Annotated in this window: 20 protein-coding genes; all 20 read right to left on the reverse strand. The window is 65.3% G+C overall.

From position 1 onward, the window contains the following. Nucleotides 1-24: 24 nt before the first annotated feature. The 20 genes from D9V34_RS06020 to D9V34_RS06115 all read right to left on the reverse strand — a co-directional run bounded on the left by D9V34_RS06020 (nt 25) and on the right by D9V34_RS06115 (nt 24,085). Nucleotides 25-1,068 (reverse strand): quinone-dependent dihydroorotate dehydrogenase, encoded by a 1,044-nt coding sequence (locus tag D9V34_RS06020; protein ID WP_121687969.1) that lies wholly within the window; start codon nt 1,066-1,068, stop codon nt 25-27. Nucleotides 1,069-1,115: 47 nt separating this feature from the next. Beyond that, nucleotides 1,116-1,565 carry a transcriptional regulator NrdR gene (gene nrdR / locus D9V34_RS06025; protein ID WP_121687970.1) on the reverse strand — a complete coding sequence of 150 codons (450 nt, stop codon included), beginning with the start codon at nt 1,563-1,565 and terminating at the stop codon, nt 1,116-1,118. Between the two features lie 12 nt (nt 1,566-1,577). Further along, nucleotides 1,578-2,894, reverse strand: coding sequence for a histidinol dehydrogenase (gene hisD / locus D9V34_RS06030; protein ID WP_121687971.1), 1,317 nt, complete (start codon nt 2,892-2,894; stop codon nt 1,578-1,580). A gap of 150 nt (nt 2,895-3,044) precedes the next feature. Then, nucleotides 3,045-4,220 (reverse strand): hypothetical protein, encoded by a 1,176-nt coding sequence (locus D9V34_RS06035; protein ID WP_121687972.1) that lies wholly within the window; start codon nt 4,218-4,220, stop codon nt 3,045-3,047. Between the two features lie 42 nt (nt 4,221-4,262). Then, a complete protein-coding gene (dnaE, locus tag D9V34_RS06040) occupies nt 4,263-7,727 on the reverse strand; it encodes a DNA polymerase III subunit alpha (protein WP_245991968.1) in 3,465 nt (1,154 codons plus the stop codon). Between the two features lie 179 nt (nt 7,728-7,906). Next, nucleotides 7,907-8,827 carry an RluA family pseudouridine synthase gene (locus D9V34_RS06045; RefSeq protein WP_121687974.1) on the reverse strand — a complete coding sequence of 307 codons (921 nt, stop codon included), beginning with the start codon at nt 8,825-8,827 and terminating at the stop codon, nt 7,907-7,909. Beyond that, nucleotides 8,814-9,461, reverse strand: a complete 648-nt coding sequence (gene lspA / locus D9V34_RS06050) for a signal peptidase II (RefSeq protein WP_245991929.1) — start codon at nt 9,459-9,461, stop codon at nt 8,814-8,816. The genes D9V34_RS06045 and lspA overlap by 14 nt, the downstream gene beginning before the upstream one ends. 4 nt (nt 9,462-9,465) lie before the next feature. After that, a complete protein-coding gene (locus D9V34_RS18090) occupies nt 9,466-10,065 on the reverse strand; it encodes a DivIVA domain-containing protein (protein WP_121687975.1) in 600 nt (199 codons plus the stop codon). 129 nt (nt 10,066-10,194) lie between these two features. Next, complete coding sequence (locus D9V34_RS06060; RefSeq protein WP_121687976.1) at nt 10,195-10,491, reverse strand: YggT family protein; 297 nt, start codon at nt 10,489-10,491, stop codon at nt 10,195-10,197. 11 nt (nt 10,492-10,502) lie between these two features. Further along, nucleotides 10,503-11,015: a cell division protein SepF gene (locus tag D9V34_RS06065; RefSeq protein ID WP_121687977.1), complete on the reverse strand. Its 513-nt coding sequence runs from the start codon at nt 11,013-11,015 to the stop codon at nt 10,503-10,505. 46 nt (nt 11,016-11,061) lie between these two features. After that, nucleotides 11,062-11,820, reverse strand: coding sequence for a YggS family pyridoxal phosphate-dependent enzyme (locus D9V34_RS06070; protein WP_281272271.1), 759 nt, complete (start codon nt 11,818-11,820; stop codon nt 11,062-11,064). 15 nt (nt 11,821-11,835) lie between these two features. Beyond that, nucleotides 11,836-12,999, reverse strand: coding sequence for a cell division protein FtsZ (gene ftsZ / locus D9V34_RS06075; RefSeq protein WP_030143327.1), 1,164 nt, complete (start codon nt 12,997-12,999; stop codon nt 11,836-11,838). A 199-nt stretch (nt 13,000-13,198) separates the two neighbouring features. Further along, the gene (locus D9V34_RS06080; RefSeq protein ID WP_121687978.1) at nt 13,199-14,464 is read right to left on the reverse strand and encodes a cell division protein FtsQ/DivIB; all 1,266 of its coding nucleotides are present in this window, start codon (nt 14,462-14,464) and stop codon (nt 13,199-13,201) included. Then, nucleotides 14,465-15,865 (reverse strand): UDP-N-acetylmuramate--L-alanine ligase, encoded by a 1,401-nt coding sequence (murC, locus tag D9V34_RS06085; protein WP_121687979.1) that lies wholly within the window; start codon nt 15,863-15,865, stop codon nt 14,465-14,467. 57 nt (nt 15,866-15,922) lie between these two features. Next, entirely contained in the window at nt 15,923-16,999 is a 1,077-nt protein-coding gene (locus tag D9V34_RS06090; RefSeq protein ID WP_121687980.1) for a UDP-N-acetylglucosamine--N-acetylmuramyl-(pentapeptide) pyrophosphoryl-undecaprenol N-acetylglucosamine transferase, read from the reverse strand. 3 nt (nt 17,000-17,002) lie between these two features. Then, nucleotides 17,003-18,196 (reverse strand): putative lipid II flippase FtsW, encoded by a 1,194-nt coding sequence (gene ftsW, locus D9V34_RS06095; protein WP_245991930.1) that lies wholly within the window; start codon nt 18,194-18,196, stop codon nt 17,003-17,005. Continuing rightward, nucleotides 18,177-19,694 carry a UDP-N-acetylmuramoyl-L-alanine--D-glutamate ligase gene (murD, locus tag D9V34_RS06100; RefSeq protein WP_121687982.1) on the reverse strand — a complete coding sequence of 506 codons (1,518 nt, stop codon included), beginning with the start codon at nt 19,692-19,694 and terminating at the stop codon, nt 18,177-18,179. Before murD ends, ftsW begins: the two co-directional genes overlap by 20 nt. 15 nt (nt 19,695-19,709) lie before the next feature. After that, nucleotides 19,710-20,804, reverse strand: coding sequence for a phospho-N-acetylmuramoyl-pentapeptide-transferase (gene mraY / locus D9V34_RS06105; RefSeq protein ID WP_121687983.1), 1,095 nt, complete (start codon nt 20,802-20,804; stop codon nt 19,710-19,712). Further along, nucleotides 20,798-22,216, reverse strand: coding sequence for a UDP-N-acetylmuramoyl-tripeptide--D-alanyl-D-alanine ligase (locus D9V34_RS06110; RefSeq protein WP_121687984.1), 1,419 nt, complete (start codon nt 22,214-22,216; stop codon nt 20,798-20,800). The genes mraY and D9V34_RS06110 overlap by 7 nt, the downstream gene beginning before the upstream one ends. 93 nt (nt 22,217-22,309) lie before the next feature. Then, nucleotides 22,310-24,085: a peptidoglycan D,D-transpeptidase FtsI family protein gene (locus D9V34_RS06115; protein ID WP_121687985.1), complete on the reverse strand. Its 1,776-nt coding sequence runs from the start codon at nt 24,083-24,085 to the stop codon at nt 22,310-22,312. Between the last annotated feature and the right edge of the window lie 40 nt (nt 24,086-24,125).

The following is a 24,125-nucleotide window of genomic DNA, read 5'->3' on the forward strand; positions in this document are numbered from 1 at the left end:
TTATGCGCGTGTTCGCGCGGACGGCTAGACCCGGCGCGCGGCGCGGATCTCGGCCAGGCCGCGGTTGAGCTCGCGGCCCCACAGCGGGCCGCGGTAGATGAAGGCCGAATAGCCCTGCACCAGCGTGGCACCGGCCTCCAGGCGTTCGTTGAGCTCCTCGGCGGTCTCCACGCCGCCGGCGGAGATCACACACAGTTCGGCGGGGACGGCCGCGCGGATCAGGCGCAGCACCTCGAGCGAGCGGGCCTTGAGCGGCGCACCGGATAGCCCACCGGCGCCCATGCCCGCAACCTTGTCGGCGGGGGTGTCCAGACCGTCACGACTGATCGTGGTGTTGGTCGCGATGATGCCGTCCAGGCCGGTGGAGACCACCAGCTCGGCGATCTTGGCCACCTGATCGTCCTCAAGGTCCGGGGCGATCTTGAGCAGCAGCGGGGTACGGCCGGCGGCGGCCTTCACCGCGGTGAGCAGGGGTTCCAGGCGGTCCAACTCCTGCAGGCCGCGCAGGCCCGGGGTGTTGGGTGAGCTGACGTTGATGACCAGGTAGTCGGCGACCGGTGCCAGGAGGCGGGCGCTCTCCAGGTAGTCCTCGACCGCGTTGTCCACATCCACCACACGGCTCTTGCCGATGTTGATCCCGACCACCGGCAGCGACTTCCCGCTGGCACGCAGGGCGCGAATGCGCTCGGCGGCCTCGGCGGCGCCGTGATTGTTGAAGCCCATCCGGTTGATCAGCGCACGGTCGGCGGGCAGGCGGTAAAGGCGCGGCTGGGGGTTCCCCGGCTGCGCGTGGGCGGTGATCGTGCCCACCTCGATGTGGCCGAAGCCGAGCACCCCGAGGCCCTCAATCATCGTGGCGTCCTTATCGAAGCCGGCGGCGATCCCAAACGGGGTTGGGAAGGTGATCCCCAGGGTATGCACCGAGAGATCCGCTCCCCCGGCAGTGAACTTTCGCGCGGCCCGGCCGAGTCCCACCCGAGGAATGGCCCGAATCGCGGTCGCGGCGAGGTGGTGTGCCTGCTCGGGCGAGAAGCGGGTCAGAACGGTTTTGAACAGGAACGGGTACATGCGGGGTCCAAGCTGGGCGTGGGCGAACGGGGAAAAGGGGAGTCTGATTAGGCGGTGCCTGCACGCAGCGCGGCGATCGCCGACTCGAAGTCCTCAAGCGATTCAAACGCCTGGTACACGCTGGCAAAGCGCAGGTAGGCGACCTCATCCAGTTCGCGCAGCGGCTGCAGGATGGACAGACCGATCTCGTTGGCGTTGATCTGGCTGGTGCCGGTCTGCCGAATGGTCTCCTCCACGGTCTGCGCGAGCATCGCCAGATCCGGATCGGTGACCGGGCGGCCCTGGCAGGCCTTACGCACACCCGCCACGACCTTGTCGCGGCTAAAGGGTTCCACCACGCCCGAGCGCTTGATCACGTTCAGGCTCGCGGTCTCCGAGGTGCTGAATCGACCGCCGCACTTGGGACACTGCCGGCGTCGGCGAATGGAGAGGCCGTCATCGCTGGTGCGCGAATCGATCACCCGAGAGTCGGGGTTGCGGCAAAAAGGACAGTGCATCGGGGTACCAGACTACTGAGCGGACGGAAGAAAACGGATCGCGACGGCATCACCATGCGCGGGCAGCGCCTCGGCATCCGAGAGCGCGCGAATGCCCGCGGCAACCTCGGTCAGCCCGGCAGGGCCATACTCGATGATCTGCTGCGGACGCAGGAAGGTGGCGGCACCGAGGCCCGCCGAGAAGCGGCTCTGACCGCCGGTGGGCAGCACGTGGTTGGACCCGGCGAGGTAGTCGCCCAGGCTGACCGGGGAGTGCTCCCCCACGAAGATCGCGCCGGCGCTGGTGATGTTTCCCAGCACCTCGGTGTTGTGCGCGGTCTGAATCTCCAGGTGCTCGGGGCCGTAGGCGTTGCTGAACTCGGCGGCGGCAGCCAGGTCGGCAACCAGCACGATCGCCGACTGCGGACCGGCCAGGGCCTGGGCCACGCGGGCGGAGTGGGTGGTCTCGGCCGTCTGGCGGGCAAGCTCGTCACGCACCCGTTCGGCAAACTCGGCCGAATCGGTGACCAGCAGCGAGGCGGCCGCCTCATCGTGCTCGGCCTGGCTGATCAGGTCGGCGGCCACATAGGCGGCATTGGCGTGCTGATCGGCGATCACCAGGATCTCGGTGGTACCGGCCTCGGAGTCGATTCCCACCTGTCCCTTGACCAGGCGCTTGGCCGCAGCCACGTAGATGTTACCCGGACCGGTGACGATATCCACCGGCTCCAGACCGATGTCCGGCACACCGTACGCCAGCGCACCAATCGCGCTGGCACCACCGATCGCGTACACCTCGGTGATCCCCAGCAGACCCGCGGCCCCCAGGACCACCGGGTGCACATTGCCGTCGAAGTCACGCTGCGCGGGCGAGGCCAGCGCGAGCGACCCCACACCGGCAACCTGCGCGGGAACCACGTTCATGATCACACTCGACGGGTAGACGGCCTTGCCACCGGGCACGTAGAGACCCACTCGGTCCACCGGCTGCCAGCGCTGCACGATACGCGAATCGTCGGTGAGCTCGGTCACCTGGGATGCGGGGACCTGAGCGGCAGATGCGCGACGCACCCGCTCGATCGCGGTTTCCAGCGCCGCGCGCACGGCGGGATCCAGCGCCTCCACCGCGGCGGCGATGGCCTCGGCCGACACACGAACGCTGGTGGGCTCGCCTCCGTCGAAACGACGGGCATGCTCGCGCAGTGCTTCCTCGCCACCGGTGCGCACCTCATCGATGAGGGTGCTCGCGGCTGTCATCGCGACGGAGATGTCCACGGTGGGACGCGGCAGGAGGGCGGTGAGCTCGGCACGGCCGGGGCGGAGCTCGCGAAGATCAATCGTCTGAATCATGTCGACGCCCAGTTTAGCGGGTTTTCGGGTATCTCCGCGGCGAGACGGGCCGGGTATCCCCCGAGAATCCGGTGCACACCCGTCCAGGATTAACACCAACGAGCCGGGACGTGCTCTCGCACATTCCCGGCTCGTTATATATCGCGACGGTTATCCGCGGGTGAGGTTACTCAGATCGTGCAGAATTCCGATTCGACCGTCGTCGGTGCGCAGCACCAGCGCGGTTCCCCGATCTTCAACGGCGAGCACCCAGGCACCCGGTCCCATCTCGAACAGCACCGACTGGCCATCCACGCTGTGCACCGGACGCGGGGTGTAGCTGTAGACCCAGAACGGCGCGGTTCGAACGGGCTGAGCCGGTGCGCCCACGGGCGCGCCGAAACCAGCGGCACCCGGGGTTGGCTGCGCGGCACGCGGACGCGGCGTCGGGGTGATCACGCGGGGTGCGCGAGCAGCCGGTGCGGCCGGGCTTTCGTCCCGCTCACCGAACTCGGTCTTAAAGACCGGGAGGAACGGCGCGAAGGTCGAGGTGAACAGGGTCGCCAGGGCGAGGATGGTGCCCACCGGAAGTGACCAGTTGATCTGCCCCGGGACGGTCAGCACCGTGTAGGCCGACACAAACAGGACGTAACCGACCGCGGCGATCACCGTGGCAACCGAGGCGAACTGATCCACCGAGAGCGAACCCACCCGCCAGGACACCCGGGGAACCAGGCGGCGCAGCAGAACCAGGGCCAGCGCAATCAGCGGCAGAATCGACACGGCCACCGGCATCGGCGCGAACTGGAGGTTCCACAGCGTCAGCGGGGCACCAAACTGGCCCAGGTGGAAGGCCGGCACAAACGAGATCAGCACCAGCAGCGCGCTGAGGATCACAAACAGAACCTCGCGTAGGGTGAATACCCCTACGGTTCGGACCGGACGCGGCTCACGCGCGGCGCGAGCGGGCTGCTCGGCACCGGGCTGCCCGGCGAACTGCCCCACCGAGAACGGGCCCGCGGCCGAGTGCGCGGCCGACTGGTCACCGGGCTGTCCCACCGGATGCCCCGCGGCCGGATGACCTGCGGCCGATTGACCCGCGGCCGAGTGTCCCGCACTCGCGGCCGTACCCTGCGCGAACCCGGGAAGCGGCGCAGCCTGCGGATCCTGCGCGAACCCGGGTAGCGGCGTCGCCTGCTGGCTCGCGTGCGGAGGCGTGAAGGTGTCGGCTACGGGTGCCACAACCTGTGGTGCCTCGGCCGCACGCTCCAAACGCTCCCAGACCCCGGTTTCGGCCTGCTCGTCGGCGGGCTGCTCGGGTGAGGTCGGGTTCTCTGGTGTACTCATCGGGTCCTCTCATGAACACGGGTAGTGCGGGGTAGATTCAACCTAACCGAGGCAGCCGGGGCCGAGCAATGATTTGAGCTCGCCGAAGAGGTCCGGGCTTACCCGAACCGGGTAATTTGGCACCTCAAACACCCGCGCCACGTCGCCGCGGGTGAGTCGCACCCGCAGCTCGCCGTCGCCGCGGTGGCGCTCCAGGATCTCACGCAGGTTGGCGATCACCGGTGCGGTCGCCCGGGCGTCGGGCATGGTCAGGAACAGCGTGGTGTCGCCATCCTCCTGGACAAACTCCGGTGCCATCAGGCTGTAGGCGTGCAGGTTCATGCCGTCATCCCGCATCGAGACGCGCCCGCGGACCACCACGATCGAGTCGCCCAGCAGCATCGGGCCAAACTCCTGATAGCCCTTGCCCATAAACATCACGGTGATCTCACCACTGAAGTCCTCGACGGTGATCATGCCGTACTGGTTGCCCGACTGCTTGGCCACCCGGTGCTGCACGCTGGTCACCAGACCCGCGATGGTCACGGTGTCGCCGTCCTGAGTGGATTCGGAGCTCATCAGGTCAAGGATCGTGGTGGAGGCATGCTTGGCCAGCTGGAGTTCCAGCCCCGCAAGCGGATGGTCGGACACGTAGAGGCCCAGCATGTCCCGCTCAAAGGCGAGCTTGTCCTTCTTGGACCACTCGGGACGCACGGGAATCGGGTCGGATTCCTGCGGGTCGTCGAACAGGCTGTCGAAGTCAAACGCGAAGTCACCATTGGACTCCTTACGCTTGGTCTTCGCGGCGTCCTCCACCAGGTCCTCAAACACCTCGGAGAGCGCGCGCCGGGTATTACCCATCTCATCGAAGGCACCGGCCTTAATCAGCGACTCGATCGCACGCTTATTGGCCACCTGCAGCGGCACCTTCTTGAGGAAGTCCGGCAGGGTGGCGTAGGCACCCTTTTCCTCACGGGCCGAACGGATACCCTCCACCACGTTGCCACCCACGTTGCGGATCGCCCCGAGACCGAAGCGAATGTCCTCGCCGACGGCGGCAAAGAACCCAATCGACTCGTTCACATCCGGCGGCAGCACCTTGATGCCCATCCGGCGACACTCGTTGAGGTAGATCGCCAGCTTGTCCTTGGAGTCTCCCACCGAGGTGAGCAGCGCCGCCATGTACTCGGCCGGATAGTGTGCCTTGAGGTACGCGGTCCAGTAGGACACCAGCCCGTAGGCGGCGGTGTGAGCCTTGTTGAAGGCGTAGTCGGCGAAGGATTCCAGAACCTTCCAGAGGGCGTCCATCGCCTGCTGGGAGTAACCGTTGCTGGCCATTCCGGCGAAGAAGTCGGCCTGCTGCTTATCCAGCTCGGACTTCTTCTTTTTACCCATCGCGCGGCGCAGCACGTCGGCCTGTCCGAGGCTGAAGCCGGCGAGTTTCTGCGCCGCACTCATCACCTGCTCCTGATACACGATCAGGCCGTAGGTTCCACCGAGGATCTCCTCAAGCGGCTCCTCGAGTTCGGGGTGAATCGGGGTGATCGCCTGCTGCTTGTTTTTTCGCAGGGCGTAGTTGGTGTGCGAGTTCACACCCATCGGGCCCGGACGGTAGAGCGCGAGCACCGCGGAAATGTCCTCGAAGTTGTCGGGCTTCATCAGGCGCAGCAGCGAGCGCATCGGCCCGCCATCGAGCTGGAACACACCCAGGGTGTCGCCCCGCGCCAGCAGTTCATACGAGCCAACATCGCTCAGGTCCAGGTCTTCCAGCACCAGGGTCTCGCCGCGGTTGGACTTGATGTTGTCCAGCGCGTCATCGATGATCGTGAGGTTGCGCAGCCCCAGGAAGTCCATCTTGATCAACCCGAGGCTCTCACAGGCCGGATAGTCGAACTGGGTGACGATCTGGCCATCCTGCTCGCGCTTCATGATCGGGATGATGTCGATCAGCGGATCCGAGGACATGATCACACCCGCGGCGTGCACACCCCACTGACGCTTGAGGTTTTCCAGGCCCAGCGCGGTCTCGAAGACCTGCTTGGCCTCGGGGTCGGTTTCGACCACCGTGCGCACATCCACCGCTTCCTTATAGCGCGGGTGATCCTTATCGAAGATGCCGGTGAGCGGGATGTCCTTACCCATGATCGCCGGGGGCATCGCCTTGGTGAGCTTCTCGCCCATCCCGAACGGGAAACCCAGCACCCGGGAGGAGTCCTTGAGTGCCTGCTTGGCCTTAATCGTGCCGTAGGTCACGATCTGCGCCACACGCTCGTCGCCGTACTTGGCGGTCACATACTGAATGACCTCCCCACGGCGACGGTCATCGAAGTCGACGTCGAAGTCGGGCATGGACACACGCTCGGGGTTGAGGAACCGCTCGAAGATGAGACCGTGCTGGATCGGGTCCAGGTCGGTGATTTTCATCACATACGCGACCATCGAACCGGCACCCGAACCACGGCCCGGCCCCACCCGGATGCCGTTCTTCTTGGACCAGTTGATGAAGTCGGCCACGACCAGGAAGTAACCCGGGAAGCCCATCTGGATGATGACGCCCACCTCGTAGTTGGCACGCTCACGCACATCCGCGGGAATACCGTTGGGGTAGCGCTCGTGCAGGCCCTTCTCGGTCTCCTTGATGAACCAGCTGTCCTCGGTCTCCCCCGCCGGCACCGGGAAGCGCGGCATGTAGTTGGCCTTGGTGTTGAACTCCACGTTGCAGCGCTCGGCGATGGCCAGCGTGTTGTCGCAGGCCTCCTCGTAGTCGCGGAAGAGGTGGCGCATTTCCTCGGCTGATTTGAGGTAGAACTCATCGGCGTCGAATTTGAAGCGGTTGGGGTCATCCAGCGTGGAACCGGACTGCACACACAGCAGCGCCGCATGCGACTTGGCGTCGTGGGCGTGGGTGTAGTGGAGGTCGTTGGTGGCCACCAGCGGGATGCTGAGGTCCTTGGCGATCTTGATCAGGTCGCCCATGACCTGCTTCTCGATCCCGAGACCGTGATCCATCAGCTCGCAGAAGAAGTTTTCCTTGCCGAAGATGTCCTGGAACTCCGCGGCCGCCTTGATCGCCTCGTCATACTGGCCCAGGCGCAGGCGGGTCTGAACCTCCCCTGAGGGGCAGCCGGTGGTGGCGATCAGGCCCTTGCCGTAGGTCTCCAGCAGTTCGCGGTCCATACGCGGCTTGAAGTAGTAGCCCTCAATCGAGGCCAGCGAGTTCAACCGGAACAGGTTGTGCATGCCCTCGGTGGTCTCCGAGAGCAGGGTCATGTGGGTGTACGAACCCGAACCCGAGACGTCGTCCCGCGAGCCGTCGCCCCAGCGCACCCGGGTGCGGTCGGTGCGGTGCGTGCGCGGGGTCAGATAGGCCTCGGTACCGATGATCGGTTTGATCCCCGCATCGGTCGCGGTACGCCAGAAGTCGAACGCACCAAACACGTTTCCGTGGTCGGTCACGGCGACGGCGGGCATCCCCGATTCTTTGGCGGCCTCAATCAGCGGTTTGACCCGCGCCGCTCCATCGAGCATCGAGTACTCGCTGTGCACGTGAAGGTGGACAAACTGCTTATCCGAAGGGGTCAAAACTGCTCCGCTACTTCTTCCGAGGATGAACTTCTAGGATACCCCTCACCACCGACCGGGGCACACGCAAAAACACCCCGCGAGTGATCGCGGGGTGTTTTTGGAGGGTCAAACCGGGGATGACTCTAGTCGTTACGCAGAATCTCCAGGGCGTGTTCCAGGTCCTCGGGATACGGTGCCTCAAAGGTGACCCACTCGCCGGTACCCGGGTGGGTAAAGGCCAGCTGACGGGCGTGTAGCCACTGCCGGGTCAGGCCCAGGCGCTCGGCCAACTGAGCGTCGCCGCCATAGAGCGGGTCGCCCACGCAGGGGTGACGCTGCGCGGCCATGTGCACACGAATCTGGTGGGTCCGTCCGGTCTCCAAGTGGATCTCCAGCAGGGATCCACGCAGGAACGCCTCGAGGGTTTCATAGTGGGTGATCGAGTGCTTACCGTCGGTGGTGATCGCGAACTTCCAGTCGTGACGCGGGTGGCGTCCGATCGGGGCGTCGATCGTCCCGGCCAGCGGATCGGGGTGTCCCTGAACTACCGCGTGATAGATCTTCTCCACCTCGCGGTCGTGGAACTGGCGCTTGAGCTCGGTGTACGCTCGCTCGGATTTGGCCACCACCATCAGACCACTGGTGCCCACGTCGAGGCGGTGCACGATGCCCGCGCGCTCGGCGGCACCCGAGGTCGAGACCGTGTACCCGGCACCGGCCAGGGCACCCAGCACGGTGGGACCGGTCCAGCCCAGCGAGGGGTGAGCGGCCACACCCGAGGGCTTGGCCACCACGATGATGTCCTCATCGTCGTAGACCACGTCGAGGTCCTCCACCACAACCGGAACGATCGTGGGTTCGGCCTTGGGCGTCCAGGACACCTCAAGCCAGTCCCCCGCCGACAGGCGGTCGGACTTGCCCAGGGTGCGTCCGGCCAGGGTAACCCCGCCCAGATCGGCAACCTCGGCGGCGAAGGTGCGGGAGAATCCCAACAGCTTAGCCAAACCGGCGTCCACCCGGGTGCCCTCGAGCCCGTCGGGCACGGGAAGGCTACGGCTTTGCATCGGGGTTCTCCTTGGAGATGTGGGAGCCATCGATCAGATCGGGCTCAATCGGGGTCATCGCCTCGGCCGCCTCGGCCTCCGCACGCGCGCGCTCGGCGCGCTGGGCGGCGCGGCTGGGGGCGCGGGTTCCGTCCAGGTTAATCCCCATGAACGAGAGGATCAGGAACAGGCCCATCGAGGACACGATCAGGATGTCCGCGACGTTGTACACGGCCGGCAGCATCCACGGCGTCGAGATGAAGTCCACGACGTGTCCCAGCCCAAAGGAGGGCTCACGGAACAGTCGGTCGGTGAGGTTACCCAGCACCCCGCCCAGCAGCAGACCGATCATCACGGCCCAGGCACGGGAGCGGATCTTGCCACGGCGAGCAAACACGATAATCGCGATGACCACCGCGGAGGCCAGAATCGAGAAGATCCAGGTCATTCCGCTGGCCAGCGAGAACGCGGCACCGGGGTTTTTAATGTAGTAAAACACGAGGAAGTCACCGATGATCGGGACCGGCTCGTGCAGGGTCAGGTTGGTGGTGACCAGATATTTGGCGAACTGATCAGCAGACAGTCCCGCCGCGGCGATGATCGCCAACAGCGGGACTGCCCACTTACCGGTTCTGGCCGGAGATTCCTGCGACAAGAACTTACTTCGAGGAACCGGTGCCCGACTGCTCGTCGAGCTCCTTCAGCTGACCCTCGATGTAGCCACGCAGCTGCTTGCGGTAGTCGCGCTCGAACGTGCGCAGCTCGTCGATCTTGGTCTCCAGGACAACCTTCTGCTTGTCGAGGATCTCGACCTGTGCACGCTGCTTGGCCTCGGTCTCAGCGATGAGGCGGGCGGCGGTGGCGTGGCCCTCGGCGATCAGCGCGTCGCGCTTCTCGGTGCCCTCCTTGATGTGCTCATCGTGCAGACGACGGGCAAGCTGCAGCAGGCTCGAGGAGCTCTCTGCATCGTCGCCGGACGGCGCGGCAGCGGCCGGAGCGGCGGCAACCGGCACGGGCACGGCGGAGACCGGTGCCGGCACGGCGGCCACGGGGGTGGTGCTCGGAGCGGCAGCCACGGGAGCGTTGCCGCTCTCGTAGGCCTTCAGACGCTCGGCGAGCTCCTGGTTTTCCTGGGTCAGACGACGCAGCTCAACAACGACCTCATCCAGGAAGTCATCAACCTCATCCTGGTCATAGCCCTCGCGGAACTTGGTCTGCTGGAACTGCTTGTTGACTACATCTTCCGGAGTTAGCGCCATGGCTGTTCACCCTTACTTGTAACGACAGATTGCGGATTTGATATCCCCGCGGTTGCGAGGACCCAAAAACTTTATGGATGACCCCGCCAGAAGACGAGGGTCGTGACACTTCACCCTACCGTGAAGCGCCTAAATACGGAGAAAGTTGTTTACGAGTGTCATCGCAATGAGGACACAGAACATTGTGATGCTCCACCCGAAGTCGAGCATCGCCCCACCGATTCGCACCGGAGGGAGGATCCGCCGAAAGAACCGAATCGGCGGATCCGTCACGGTGAACACGATTTCCGCGATCACCATGAGGGCTCGGCCCGGACGCCAGCCCGGCCGGATGGAGCGGAAAAGCTCCAGCGCAAACCGCGCCCAGAGGATCAGAAAGTAGAGGAGGAGCAGGTTCCCAATAATGAACCGGAGAAGACCAATCACCGCGAAATCAACTACTGCTGAGCGAAGAAGGTGTTCTCGGCGTCCGCGGACTCGGCCGCGTCACCCAGGATTGCCACGTGCTGCGGCGAGAGCAGGAATACTTTGCTGGTCACACGCTCGATCTTTCCGCCCAGGCCCTGGGAGAGGCCACTGGCGAAGTCGATCAGGCGACGCGCGTCACCGTCGCTCATCTGCGACAGGTTGATGATGACCGGCACTCCCTCGCGGAAGGTCTCGGCGATCACCTGGGCATCCTTGTACTGCTTGGGGTGCACGGTGAGGATCTCGTTGAGCTCGTTCGGCGCGGCCTGACGGGTCACGGTCGGACGGCGCAACGGGGTGACCGAGGCACGCACGGGTGCCTGGACCGGAGCTACCGGAGCCGGAGCGGGTGCGGCACTGGCGGGCGCGGCGGGTTCGGCCGCCTGCGTCTGTGCGGCAGCCTTCTGCTGAGCCTCCTGATACTCGAGGTCATCATCAGCCAGTCCCAAATAGACCATGGTCTTCTTGAGCGGGTTGGACATTGGTACCTCCGATTTTCGCGCGGTTCTTAGGAAAATGTTAACGTGGTCAGCGGCGATTGCCGGTGATTGCGGAACCAATTCTCAGGTGTGTCGCACCCTCGGCAATGGCTTCGGCAAAGTCGTGAGACATCCCGGCAGAGATATACCGGGCGTCTGGTTTGAGCGTACGCACGCGATCTGAGAGTTCGCGCAGACGCTCGAAGGCGATCCGCGGGTCGCCCTCCAGTGGTGCCACGGCCATGACCCCCTGCAGGCTCAGGGCGGGTGCCTCGAGCACGCGGGTTGCCAGGGCGAGGACATCGTCGGGATGTACTCCGCCGCGGGCGGGATCATCGGTCAGGTTGACCTGGATGAACCCGGGCAGCGGGGGTGCGTCGGGGAACTCGGGGTCCACCTGGGCGAGGGCATCCACGACGCTGGCTCGATCCAGCGAGTGCACGCTGCTGGCATAGCGCCGCACCTGGCGTGCCTTCTTGGACTGGAGCTGGCCGATAAAGTGCCAGCGCAAACCGGTAAGATCCACGGTTTCCTCGGCCTTGTCCCGGGCCTCCTGATGGCGGTTCTCCCCCACGTCCCGCACGCCGAGGGCATACAGGTCGCGGACGAGATCAGCCGGATGGAACTTGGTGACCACGATCGTGGTGATGTCCTCGGGACTGCGGCCCGCGGTACGGGCGGCAGACTCGATCCGTGCGGTCATCTCGGCCAGCGCGATAGCGCGGCCAGGATCGGTGAGTACCGGGGTGGATGCCGCAGCGGCGGCGAGGGAATTTCCCTCGCCGCCGGCGGGCACACTGAGCGTCATGCGGAAAATCTCTAGTTACTTGAGGAAGTCCGGGATGTCCAGCTCGGCCGAGTCGGCGAATGCCGGGTCGGCGGTGGCCGGCGGGGTGTCGAGGTTCTCGGCGGTGACGTTCCAGCCCGAGGCCGGCTCGTCGACGATCATCTCGGTCGCGGCAACCTCCTCGGTCGAGGTCAGAACCCCGCCCGCACCGATCTTCGCGTCCTTCATGGCCTCGACGTTCTTCGCCGGCGGTTCGCCGCCGTCAAAGCCCGCAGCGATGACCGTAACGCGCACCTCGTCGCCGAGGCTGTCGTCGATCACGGTACCGAAGATGATGTTTGCCTCGGGGTGGACGGCCTCCTGGACCAGACGCGCGGCGTCGTTGATCTCGAAGATACCCAGGTTGGATCCACCCTGAATCGAGAGCAGCACACCGTGTGCACCCTCGATTGAGGCTTCCAGCAGCGGCGATGCCACGGCGAGCTCGGCGGCCTTGATTGCGCGGTCTGCACCGCGCGAGGAACCGATACCCATCAGCGCGGAGCCCGCACCCTGCATGACCGACTTGACGTCGGCGAAGTCGAGGTTGATCAGACCCGGGGTCGTGATCAGGTCGGTGATGCCCTGGACACCGGCGAGCAGCACCTGGTCGGCGGTGGCGAAGGCTTCCACCATGGAGATGCCGCGGTCGCTGATTTCCAGCAGGCGGTCGTTCGGCACCACGATGAGGGTGTCGACCTCTTCCTTGAGCTTGGCCACACCAAGCTCGGCCTGGGCCTGACGGCGGCGACCCTCGAATCCGAAGGGCTTGGTCACCACACCGATGGTCAGGGCTCCGATCGACTTGGCGATGCGTGCGACGACGGGGGCGCCACCGGTTCCGGTTCCACCACCCTCTCCCGCGGTCACAAAGACCATGTCGGCGCCGGCGAGGGCGTTCTCGATTTCCTCGGCGTGGTCCTCGGCGGCACGGCGGCCCACCTCGGGGTCTGCGCCGGCACCGAGGCCGCGGGTCAGCTCACGGCCGACGTCGAGCTTGACGTCGGCGTCACTCATCAAGAGCGCCTGGGCGTCGGTGTTAATGGCGATGAATTCAACGCCGCGGAGGCCAAGCTCGATCATGCGGTTGACGGCGTTCACGCCGCCTCCGCCGATGCCGACGACCTTGATCTCGGCGAGGTAGTTCTGGTTTGCTGTCACGTCGACCTCCGGTGAGAACTTTCAACCTCTACTTGAGGCTTAAAGTTATGCTCAGTATGCATTTCCTTCCCCTGACGGTATGCCCAACGAACGCTCCCGCGCCGCCGACACGCCCGCGTGTCGAGAGTTTCCCGGCAAAGATGGGAAAAACCGCCCGGACCGGGTGGTCCAGGGCGGTTTCCCAGGCAGATTTCCTGGCCTAGCCGACCACACCAATCTCCGGCGAGGTCACGTTAAAGCGCTGCGCGTCGGGCTGGGCTCGCATCAGGGCCTCCAAAAGCTTCGCCTTGACCACCCCATCGCTCGCATCGCCCCACAGCACCACCGTCTCCGAATCGACGAGCCCGAAGGTGACATCGTCCCGCGTGGTGGCACCGATCGAGGACACCTTGGCCCGCAGGTCTTCGGGCATCGCGCGCAGTACCGCGGCCGCGGCACGGAACGCGTCCATTGACTTCGCTCGATCCACGGTGATCACCGGATAGTCGGCGGGCTTTTCCCCGGTGCGTTCGATCACCACACCGGCGGCATCCACGAGCTCAAACCCTCCGTCCACGGCCACCACCCCGACCGGGGTGCGTTCCACGATGCGCAGGATCAGCGTCGAGGGCGGGCTAGATTCCACCCGGTAGGACTCGATCAGCGGGAACTCGGTGAGTACGGCCTTGATCGCGCTCTGATCCACCAGCGGGAACGGGGTACCCAGCTCTCCGGAAAGCTTGTGTTCCAGGGCGGAGGCGCTGAGCCGATCGGTGCCGCGCACCTCGATCTTGCGCACCGAGAGGATCGGGGTATAACTCACGATCAACGCGAGCAGCGCCACGACCGCTACCGATCCGAGACCGATCAGCCAGGCTCGGCGACGACGTCGACTCCGCACGGTGAAGCGACGCACCTCGGCGCGCTCGAACCGCTTCCGCTCACGGCGCGCCTCCCGCGCGGTCTGCGCCGCACGCTCGGGAGCCGGTGCGACCTGGTCCTCGCGACGAGGAGCATCCGTGCCGCGCGGTTCGGAGAGGCCCGCGGGAATCGTGGGTGCGCGCAGCGCCGAGAGGTCCTGGGTGGCCTCATCGTCGCCGCGAGCGGAGACCGTTTCGCCTCCTCGGTCGGCAGGCGACGACGAGACGGGGTGTTCGGCAGCGTTCCGCGGCGCGGAGGGCTTGGCGTTTTCCGCCGCCGTCGCATCGGCTGCCTGGGCCCCGGCCGCGGCCCGGGCACGCGAGAGCGCCTCGGCTACCCACCCGGTTGGCGAGGAGGTATCTCGCGTGCTTGAGGTGTCGGGCGAGCTCGGCCGTCCGGACTCCGAGCTAACGGGTGATTCCCCGGCCGACTCGACGGTTTGTCGGTTAGCCGCACCCTCATCCGCGGTGGGCTCGACCGGCGACGCCTCGTCCCGGGCGGGACGACGCGTGTTCTTTCCCTCACCGGATGCGGGCGTGTGCGGGATTCCGGACGGGCGCTTCACCTAGTTGCCGTGTTCCTCGAGGGAGGTCAGCACCTGCGGGATGATCTTATACACATCGCCACAGCCCAGGGTCACCACAAAGTCACCGGGACGGGCAACGGTGGCCACATAGTCGGCGGCCGCCTGCCAGTCGGCCTCATAGTGCACGCGGGTGGGGTCCTCCCAGCGGGAGGAGACGATCTCTCCGGTCACGCCGGGGATCGGGTCCTCGCGGGCGGCGCAGATGTCCAGCACCACGGTGTGGTCGGCCACGCGCTCAAGCACCTCGGCGAACTCGCCCGCCAGGGCCATCGTGCGGCTGAAGAGGTGCGGCTGCTGGATCGCAATGATGCGCCCCTCCCCCACCACGTCGCGGGCGGCGGTCAGCGCGGCCTCAACCTCGGTCGGGTGGTGGGCGTAGTCGTCATACACGCTCACGCCGGAGGCCACACCGTGCAGGTCGAAGCGGCGCTGGGTGCCACCGAATTCGGCGACGGCGGCCAGCGCGGCGGCCGGATCGAAGCCCAGGCCGATCAGCACGGTTACCGCACCCGCGGCATTCAGGGCATTGTGGTGACCGGGAACCTTCAGGGTGGCCACATGGTCCACTCCCTGGTAGGTCAGGGTGAAGGTCACGTTGCCGTCGGTGAGGACATTGTGCACGCGCACGGTGGCATCCTCGGCCTCCCCGAAACTCAGCACGCGGGTGTCCGCGGAGAACTGCGCGGTGATCCGCTTGGCACCGGGATCATCCGAGGAGATCGCCACAAACTCGCTGGTCTTCTCGGCGAACTCCACAAAGGCCGCGTCAAACGCGTCGAGACTGCCGTAGTGGTCCAGGTGATCGGTATCCACGTTGGTGATCAGTGCCACCGCGGTGTCATACAGCAGGAAAGAGCCGTCGGACTCGTCGGCTTCCAGCACAAACAGCTCGCCGGTGCCGCCGTCGCTGGAGACACCGAAGGGTTCGATCACGCCGCCGTTGACAAAGCTGGGGCTCTCGCCAAGGCCCAGCAGGCCGGTGACCAGCATGCCGGTCGAGGTGGTCTTGCCGTGAGCGCCGGCGACGGCGACCAGGCGCTTGCCCCGGGTCAGCCCGGCCAAGGCCTGCGAACGGTGCAGCACCGGAATACCGTTGTCGATCGCATAGCGGTACTCGGGGTTCTCCGGCCACAGCGCGCTCGTCACCACCAGGGTGTCCGCGCCCACCGCGTTGGCGGCGTCATGGCCCACCGAGGTGGTGGCACCCAGCTCACGCAGGCTCGCCAGCTTGGGCGAGTCCTCACGGTCCGAACCCGACACCTCAAAGCCCGCCTGCAGGTACATGCGTGCGATGCCGCTCATGCCCGAGCCGCCGATGCCCACAAAGTGCAGACGGCCGAGGTTTTCGGGAATCTCTACCGAGAAGTCCGGTTTGATCACGATGTGTTTCCTCCTTCGCGGGTGCACCCCGCGCTGTAAATATGTGTGCGGCCGGGACTAACCCTCGGCCACGGCCTCATCGATCACCGCGATCAGGCGCTCGGTCCCGTCCAGGCTGCCCATCAGACGCGACTGTACAGCCATATCCTGAACGCGAGTTCGGTCACCCAGCAGCGGGATCAGCGTGTCGCGCACCCACGCGGGGGTGAAGTCGGCGTCATTAACCAGCAGCGCACCGCCGGCACGCACGGCGTCGGCCGCGTTGAAGCGCTGCTCGCCGTTACCCACCGGGTAGGGAATGTAGGCGGCGGGAATACCCAGCGCCGAAATCTCACTCACGGTCGCGGCTCCGGCACGCGAGACGGCGAAGTCGGCCACGGCGAGGGCCAGGTCCATTCGGTCGCAGTACTCGATCACCCGGTAGCTGGGGGCGCCGGTGTCGCGCAGGTCGGAGCGTCCACCGACGATGTGCAGGATCTGGAAGCCCGCGGCCACAATCTGCTCTTGCGAGGAGGCGATGGTCTGGTTGAGCTTGCGGGCACCGGTGGAACCACCGGTGACCAGCAGCGTGCGCAGCTTCGGATCCAGACCAAACAGCTCATAGCCTTCGGCCCGGGCGCTGTCGCGCTCGAGGTTCACGATCTCGCTGCGCAGCGGCATGCCCACATAGCTACTCCCCCGCAGCCGGGTGCCGTGGAAGGCAACACCGATGTGATCGGTGTAGCGAGCACCGGCCTTATTGGCCAGGCCCGGCTTGGCATTGGCCTCGTGGATGACCAGTGGGGTCTTGGTGCGCTTGGCCGCGCGGTAGGCGGGCGCGGAGGCATAGCCGCCGTAGCCGATCACCACGTCAATGTTGCGGTCGCGGATGATCCGCTCCACATCCCCCACGGCTCGGCGGAAGCGGGCGGGGAAGCTGAAGGCGGCACCGTTGAGGCGGCGCGGGAAGGGCAGACGCTCGATGGTCAGCAGCTCATAGCCGCGGGCGGGGACGAGGCGCGCCTCGAGTCCCTCCTTGGTTCCCAGAACAAAGATCTGAGCCTGGGGATCGCGGGCACGCAGGGCGTCCGCGGTGGCGAGCAGCGGGTTCACGTGGCCCGCGGTTCCACCTCCGGCGAGAAGGTAGTTGGTCATGGATTACTCCGATTTCTGGGCGGAGACGACGGACGCCTCACGCATGTTATTTTGCGACTGCCCCCGGGCGAAGGATAGCACCACTCCGATGGCGGCAAGCGAGGTGATCAGCGCGGTACCACCCTGGGAGAGCAGCGGGAGTGGCACACCGAGAACCGGCAACAGACGCAGCACCACCGCGATGTTCACGAGGGCCTGGCCGACGATCCACACCAGGATCGCACCCGTGGTGATGCGCACCATCGGGTCGGTGGCCGAGCGAATCACCCGGATGAAGCCGATGGTCAGCAGGGTAAAGAGGGCGAGGACCACGATCGCGCCGATCAGGCCGAGCTCCTCACCGATTATGGCAAAGATGTAGTCGTTGGAGGCCGCGGGCAGCCAGGAGAACTTCTCCCGCGAGTTACCGAGGCCCAGCCCAAACACGCCACCGTTGGCCAGCGCCCAGGTGCCGTGCAGGGGCTGCCAGCACAGACCGTTATAGTCGGCGCAGCCCTCCTCCAGGAACGAGCCGATGCGGTCGGTACGGTTCTGGCTGGTCATCACGAAGAAAATCACGGCCACACCGGCCAACAAAATCGGCACGGCCAGGTAGCGCAGCTTGACGTTGGCAAAGAACAGGCCGCCAAACACCAGCACGGCCATGATCATCACGGTACCGAGGTCGTGGCCCAGCTGGACCAGCCCGAGAGCCACGATCGACACCGGAACCACCGGGATCACCACGTGACGCCAGTTATCCAGCATGTTGTACTTGCGGCCGAGGACCACGCCGAGCCAGATACACAGCGCGAGCTTGACGGCTTCGGAGGGCTGAGCGGTAAAGACACCCAGGGAGATCCAGTTTCGGTTACCACCGTCTTCGATACCCAGCGGTGTGAAGACCAGCAGCTGCAGCATCAGGGTGATCCCCAGCAGGACCCACGCCCACTTCTTCCAGAACTCCAGGCTGAACCGGCTGATGATCAGCATCAGCGGAATCCCGATCACCGCGAAGGTGGCCTGCTTCCAGAACCCCCCAAAGAAGCCCTTATCGTCCAGCCAGGAGTCCACGCTCGAGGCGGAGAGGACCATAACCAGGCCGATCAGCACCAGGAAGATCGTGGTGCCCAGCAGCAGGTAGTAGGTGGAGGACTGCGGGGAAAACAGCTTGCCCACACTCACCCGGGCGGTGGTTTTATCCTGCGGTGTGCTCACCGGAGAGTCCACTGGCGCTTCCTCCCCACTTCTCGATGACCGCGGCCGCAAAGCGGGTTCCACGATCGGCGTAGCTCACAAACTGGTCCATCGATGCCGCGGCCGGAGCCAGCAGAACGGTGTCGCCCTCCTGCGCCAGTTCGGCGGCCAGTTCGACCGCCTGCGGCATGACATCTCCAGTTTCCGCTGCCGTGACCTCAACCAGGCTCACCTCGGGGGCGTGTCGCGCGAACGCGTCCCGCAACTCGTCCCGCTCGGCCCCGATCAGGACCACTCCGCGCAGGCGCGGGGCGAAGTCGGTGATCAGATCATCGAGGTGGGCACCCTTAAGCAGCCCACCGACAATCCAGACCACGGAGCCGAAGGCACCGAGCGAGGCGCGCGCCGCGTGGGCGTTGGTGGCCTTGGAATCATCGATCCAGTGGATACCGTGGGCCTCCAGGATGGACTCCACCCGGTGGGCGTCCGCGCGGAAGGTCGACAGCGCGGTGTTGATCGACTCGGGGGTGATCCCCACCGAGCGGGCTAGGGCGCTGGCGGCCAGCACGTCCTCAACCAGGTGCGGGGCACCCAGGCCGCGCTTGGCCAGGTCCTCGACGGTGATCAGTTCGAGGGCCGAGTGGTGGCGGTCCTCGTGGAAGGCGCGATCCACCAGGATCCCCTCCACCACACCCACATCGCTGGGTCCGGGCACACCGAGGTCAAATCCGATGGCGCGGGCACCGTCACGGACATCGGCCGCGCGAACCATCTCCTCGGTCACCACATCGGCCTTGTTGTACACGCAGGCGTTGGCCACGTTCTCGTAGACGAACCCCTTGGCGGCGATGTAGCTCTGCAGCCCACCGTGCCAATCGAGGTGATCGTCGGCGATGTTCAGGCACACCGCGGAAATCGGCTCAAGCGGGGTCTTCCCTGCCTGGACGGCCAGGTAGTGCAGCTGGAAGCTGGAGAGCTCCACCACAAAGAAGTCGAATCCCTCGGGGTCGCGCACGGCGTCCAGGACCGGCACACCGATGTTTCCACACGGGGCAACCTTGAACCCCTGGGCGGCAATCATCGAGGCCGTCAGCTGGGTTGTGGTGGTCTTGCCGTTGGTTCCGGTGACCAGGATCCACTCGGCCGGGGTCCCGACCTTATCGCGCACTCGCCAGGCCAGCTCAATGTCGCCCCAGACGGGGACGTGGGTCTCGGCGGCCCAGCGCACCAGCGGGTGGTCCGGGCGGAAGCCCGGGGACACGATCAGTAGGTCTGCGTTGTGGGCACTCAGCTCCGCGGGAACCGAGCCGAGGTCTCCGGTGTACAGGGTTGCCCCGATCACCGGGACCAGGCGGGCCAGGTCACTCTCGGCCGACTCGGCCAGTACCAGAACCTCGGCTCCGAGCTCGGTCAGGGTATCGGCCACCGAGAATCCGGTTTTACCGAGGCCCAGGACCGCGACCCGCAGGCCCTTCCAGTCCGAGTACCAGCTGTTGAGGGAATCAAGCGATGCAGTCATACGTTCTTTCTTGGCCTAGCGGTAGAACCACTCGAGGTAAAACACTCCGACACCGGCTGCGCACAGCAGTCCGGCGACGATCCAGAAGCGGACCACCACGGTAACCTCGGCCCAGCCCTTGAGTTCGAAGTGGTGATGAATGGGAGACATCAGGAAGATGCGCTTGCCGTGGGTGGCCTTAAAGTAGGCCCGCTGGATGATGACCGATCCGGCCTCAATCACGTACAGACCACCGATCAGGATCAGCAGCAGCTCGGTGTGGGTCAGGATGGCCAGGGCCACCACCGCACCACCGAGGGCGAGCGAACCGGTGTCACCCAGGAAGATGTCGGCCGGCGAGGTGTTCCACCAGAGGAAGCCGATCAGCGCGCCGGCAATAGCGGCGGCAACAATGGCCAGGTCCAGCGGGTCCCGCACGTTGTAGCACTTGTGCACCACGTCGGCGGCGAGGGCCGGGTTGAAGCAGGACTGGTTGAACTGCCAGAACCCGATGATGATGTAGGAGCCGAGTGCCAGGATGGTGGCACCGGTGGCCAGACCGTCCAGGCCGTCGGTGAGGTTCACCCCGTTGGAGGTTCCCACCACCAGGAAGGAGGTCCAGATCAGGTAGAGCGCGTATCCGATGAACGGACCGGCAAAGATCAGGTCGAAGTTCAGATCCCGGGTGAAGGAGATCGCGGTGCTCGCGGGGGTGACGCCGTTGGAGTTGGCGAAGTTGATCGCCATGATTCCGAAGGCCACGGCTACCACCAGCTGCCCGGCGATCTTGGACCATCCACCGAGGCCCAGGCTCTGCTGCTTGCGGACCTTGAGGAAGTCATCGGTGAAGCCCACGAGGCCGAGGCCCACCATCATAAAGAGCACCAGCAGGGCGGAAACCGAAATGGCCTCCCCGGTGACCAGCTTGGCAATGAAGTAGCCAAACAGGGTGCCGATGATGATGACGATGCCACCCATCGTGGCGGTTCCCCGCTTGGAGTGGTGCGACTGGGGTCCATCACTGCGGATGAACTGACCCCACTGGAGCTTATGGAACAGCTTCACAAAGACCGGGGTCAGCGTGAGGGAGAAGACCATTGATAGGACAACGGCCAAGAGCAGTGCTAGCACGTGAAAAATTCTCCCAGTCGGTCGCCGAGTAGTCGCAGCCCCGCCGAATTGGAGGACTTAACAAGCACCGTGTCTCCGGGCCGGATCGCGGTGGACAGATACTCGAACGCCGCATCTGCCTCCTCACAATATACCGACTCCCCGTCCCACGAGCCCTCATTGATGGCGGTTATGTGCAGGCGGCGTGCTGCCTGACCCACCACCACCAGCTGGGAAATATTGAGGCGGACCAGCTGCAATGCAATACGGTCGTACTCGTCTCCGGCGATTTCACCGAGTTCGGTCATCACGCCCAGAACCGCGACCGTTCGCCGGTCTCGCGGGGTGATCTGGGCCAGGGTCCGGATCGCGGCGGCCATCGAATCGGGGCTCGCGTTATAGGCGTCGTTGATGATCGTGACGTCGTCACGACCACCCAGGACCTCCATCCGCCAGCGCTCGGCGCGGGCCAGGGTACCCAGCGCCGCAATGGCGTCCTCGAGTGCGATCCCGAGCGCGTCGGCGGCGCTCAGCGCGGCCAGCGCGTTGTACACGTGGTGCTCGCCGAGGATGCGCAGGTGAACCGGATACTCGGCACCGGATTCGGTGTGCAGCACAAAGTCGGTGCCGGTACGGGTGCTCTCCACACCGCGGGCACCAAAGGTCGCCTGGTCGGTGTCCATCGCGAAGGTACGCACCCGGGCGACGGTCTTGTCTGCCATGCCCATGACCCGATAGTCATCGGCGTTCAGGATGGCCACATCCGAAGGTGTCAGTTCGGTAACCATTTCGCTCTTGGCCAAAACCGTGCGCTCCACACCACCAAATTCGCCGGCGTGGGCCAGGCCCACCTTGAGCACGATGCCCACATCGGGCTTGGCAATCGAGACCAGGCGGGCGATGTCGCCCACGTGGCTCGCGCCCATCTCGATGATCAGGAAGCGGGTGTCATAGGTGGTGCGCAGGATCGTCAGCGGCGCTCCCACGTGGTTGTTGAAGGAGGCACGCGGGGCCACGGTCTCAGCCTGAGCCGAGAGGATCGCGTTCAGCATGTTCTTGGTGGTGGTCTTGCCGTTGGAGCCGGTGATCCCGACCACCTTCAGGTCCCCCGCTGCTCGCACCCGGGCGACCACGGCACGGGCGAGATCGGCGATGGCCACCACAACGTCGGCAACCACGATCTGGGCGATGTCCTCATCCACCACGCGCTCGGTCAGCGCGAGTGCGGCACCGGCAGCCAGGGCAGTGCCCACGAAGTTATGTCCGTCGGTGACCTCCCCGGGCTTGGCCACGAAGATATCGCCGGGCTGGATCAGCCGTGAATCGGTGTCGACGAGACCCGAAACGGTGTCGGACGCCGAGAGCGTGGTGGGGGTGCTGTGGAGTTCACCTCCAACAATTTCGGTGATCTCGGTGAGGGTCAAAGCAATCATGGTGTTTACGATCTTTCGTGCACACGAACCGGGGTGTGGCCGTGTTGAGTCTGACCCGCACCCCCGTTTGCCTCGGGGTGCGGGCGGCGCGTGTTAGTAGGTGCCCTTCCAACCGGGCGGGGTGGTGGTCGACGGCGGGATGCCGTACTTCTTGATGACCTGGGCGACGATCTCCTTGAACAGCGGAGCGGCCGCGGCCGAGGAGCGGTAGGTCAGCGGAGACTTCAGGTGGACGGTGACCACATACTGCGGGTCGTCCGCCGGGAACATGCCCGCCATCGAGGCCACGAACGTGGTCTGCAGCTGGCCATCAACGAACTGCTCACCGGTACCGGACTTCGCCGCGACCCGATACCCGGGCATGCGCAGCTGGTCGGCAAGGAATCCGTCGGTAACCACGGTCTCCATCATACCGATCGTTTCTTTGGCGGCGCTCGCTGAGAGGATCCGCTCGCCGTCGGTCTTGGCAGGGGCATCGGTTACGGTGCCGTCGGGGTAGGAGCAGCCCTCCACCAGTTCAAGCGGCTTCATCACACCGTCGTTGGCGATGCCCTGGTAGATCTGGGCCATCTGCACAGCGGTGGTAGACAGACCCTGACCGAACATGGTCACGTACTTGGTCTGGTTGTCCCACTTATCCACGGGGTGCAGCACACCCGAGGACTGTCCGGGGAACTTGATGTCGGTGGACTGACCGATCCCGAACTTCTTCAGGTACTCGTAGCGCTGATCGTCGGGCATCTTCTCCCCGAGAATGCTCAACCCGGTGTTGGAGGACTGCTGCAGAACGCCACTCAGGGTCAGGCGCTCGTCTTCATGCGGAAGGGCGTCCTTGATGCTGGCGCCGTTTTTGGGGTGGTACCGGTAGGGTGCCACAACCTGCGAGTTGTGGTCGGCAAGGCCGGCATCCACGAGCATCGCGGCGGTCAGCGGCTTAAAAATCGAACCGGGCTCAAACGGAACCTGGAACGCGCGGGATCCACGGAATTCCGCCGGGGTGCCATCCACGTTGCCGGGATCCACGCTGGGGGCCTCGGCGATCGCGCGAATCTTGCCGGTCTTGACCTCGGTAACCATCGCGATACCGTACTCGGCCTTGGTGTCGGCCACCTGCGAGGCTACTAGCTGCTGCAGGGTCCAGTTGAGGTCCTTGTCCAGGGTGAGCTGGAGGGTGCCACCGGGCTTGGCCTCGGTCACCGTCTCGGTAGTGCCAGGCAGGGGCACACGGTCCTTGGACTGCTGGAACTGCTGACGCCCATCGGTGCCCTCGAGGCACTGTTCGGCGCTGAGCTCCATCCCGGCCTGGCCCTGGTTGTCGGCTCCCACAAAGCCCACGATGTTTCCAGCGACGGCCCCATTGGGGTACACCCGGCCGAAGGTCTGCCGGATGTAGAGCCAGGGAATGTTCATGGCGCGGATCTTGGCGAATTGATCGTAGCTGACCTTTTCGGCCAGCAGCGCATAGGCCGCGTCCTTGTTCTTGGCGAGGGCATCGTCGATCTTGGCCTGCAGGGTCGCGGGATCAACCTCGAGGACCCCGGCAATGTCGGCAATGGCCTGCTGGGTCGAAATCTTGACGGTCTTTTTGCCGTCCTTACGGTCGAAGGCCTTGACGTCCTTCGGCGAGGTGGTGATTTCGAACTGGGCGATGCTGGAGGCCAGCACCGCGCCGTTGGCATCCACGATGTTTCCGCGCGGCGCGTAGATGGTGCTGGATCCACCCATCTTCTCCAGCGAGTCGGCGACCAGGCTCTCGGCCCGCACCACCTGGATATCAACCAGCCGGGCAACAAACCCGGCCAGGATCAGGGCCACCACGATCAGGACCGCGACGAGTCGCCGCCTGGTGGACATTGCCGATGAGGTCATGCAAACACCTGGAACATTTTCTCCTCAGTTGCGTCCCCCG

The organism is Mycetocola lacteus, from assembly GCF_003667575.1.
GTDB classification, from domain to species: domain Bacteria; phylum Actinomycetota; class Actinomycetes; order Actinomycetales; family Microbacteriaceae; genus Mycetocola; species Mycetocola lacteus.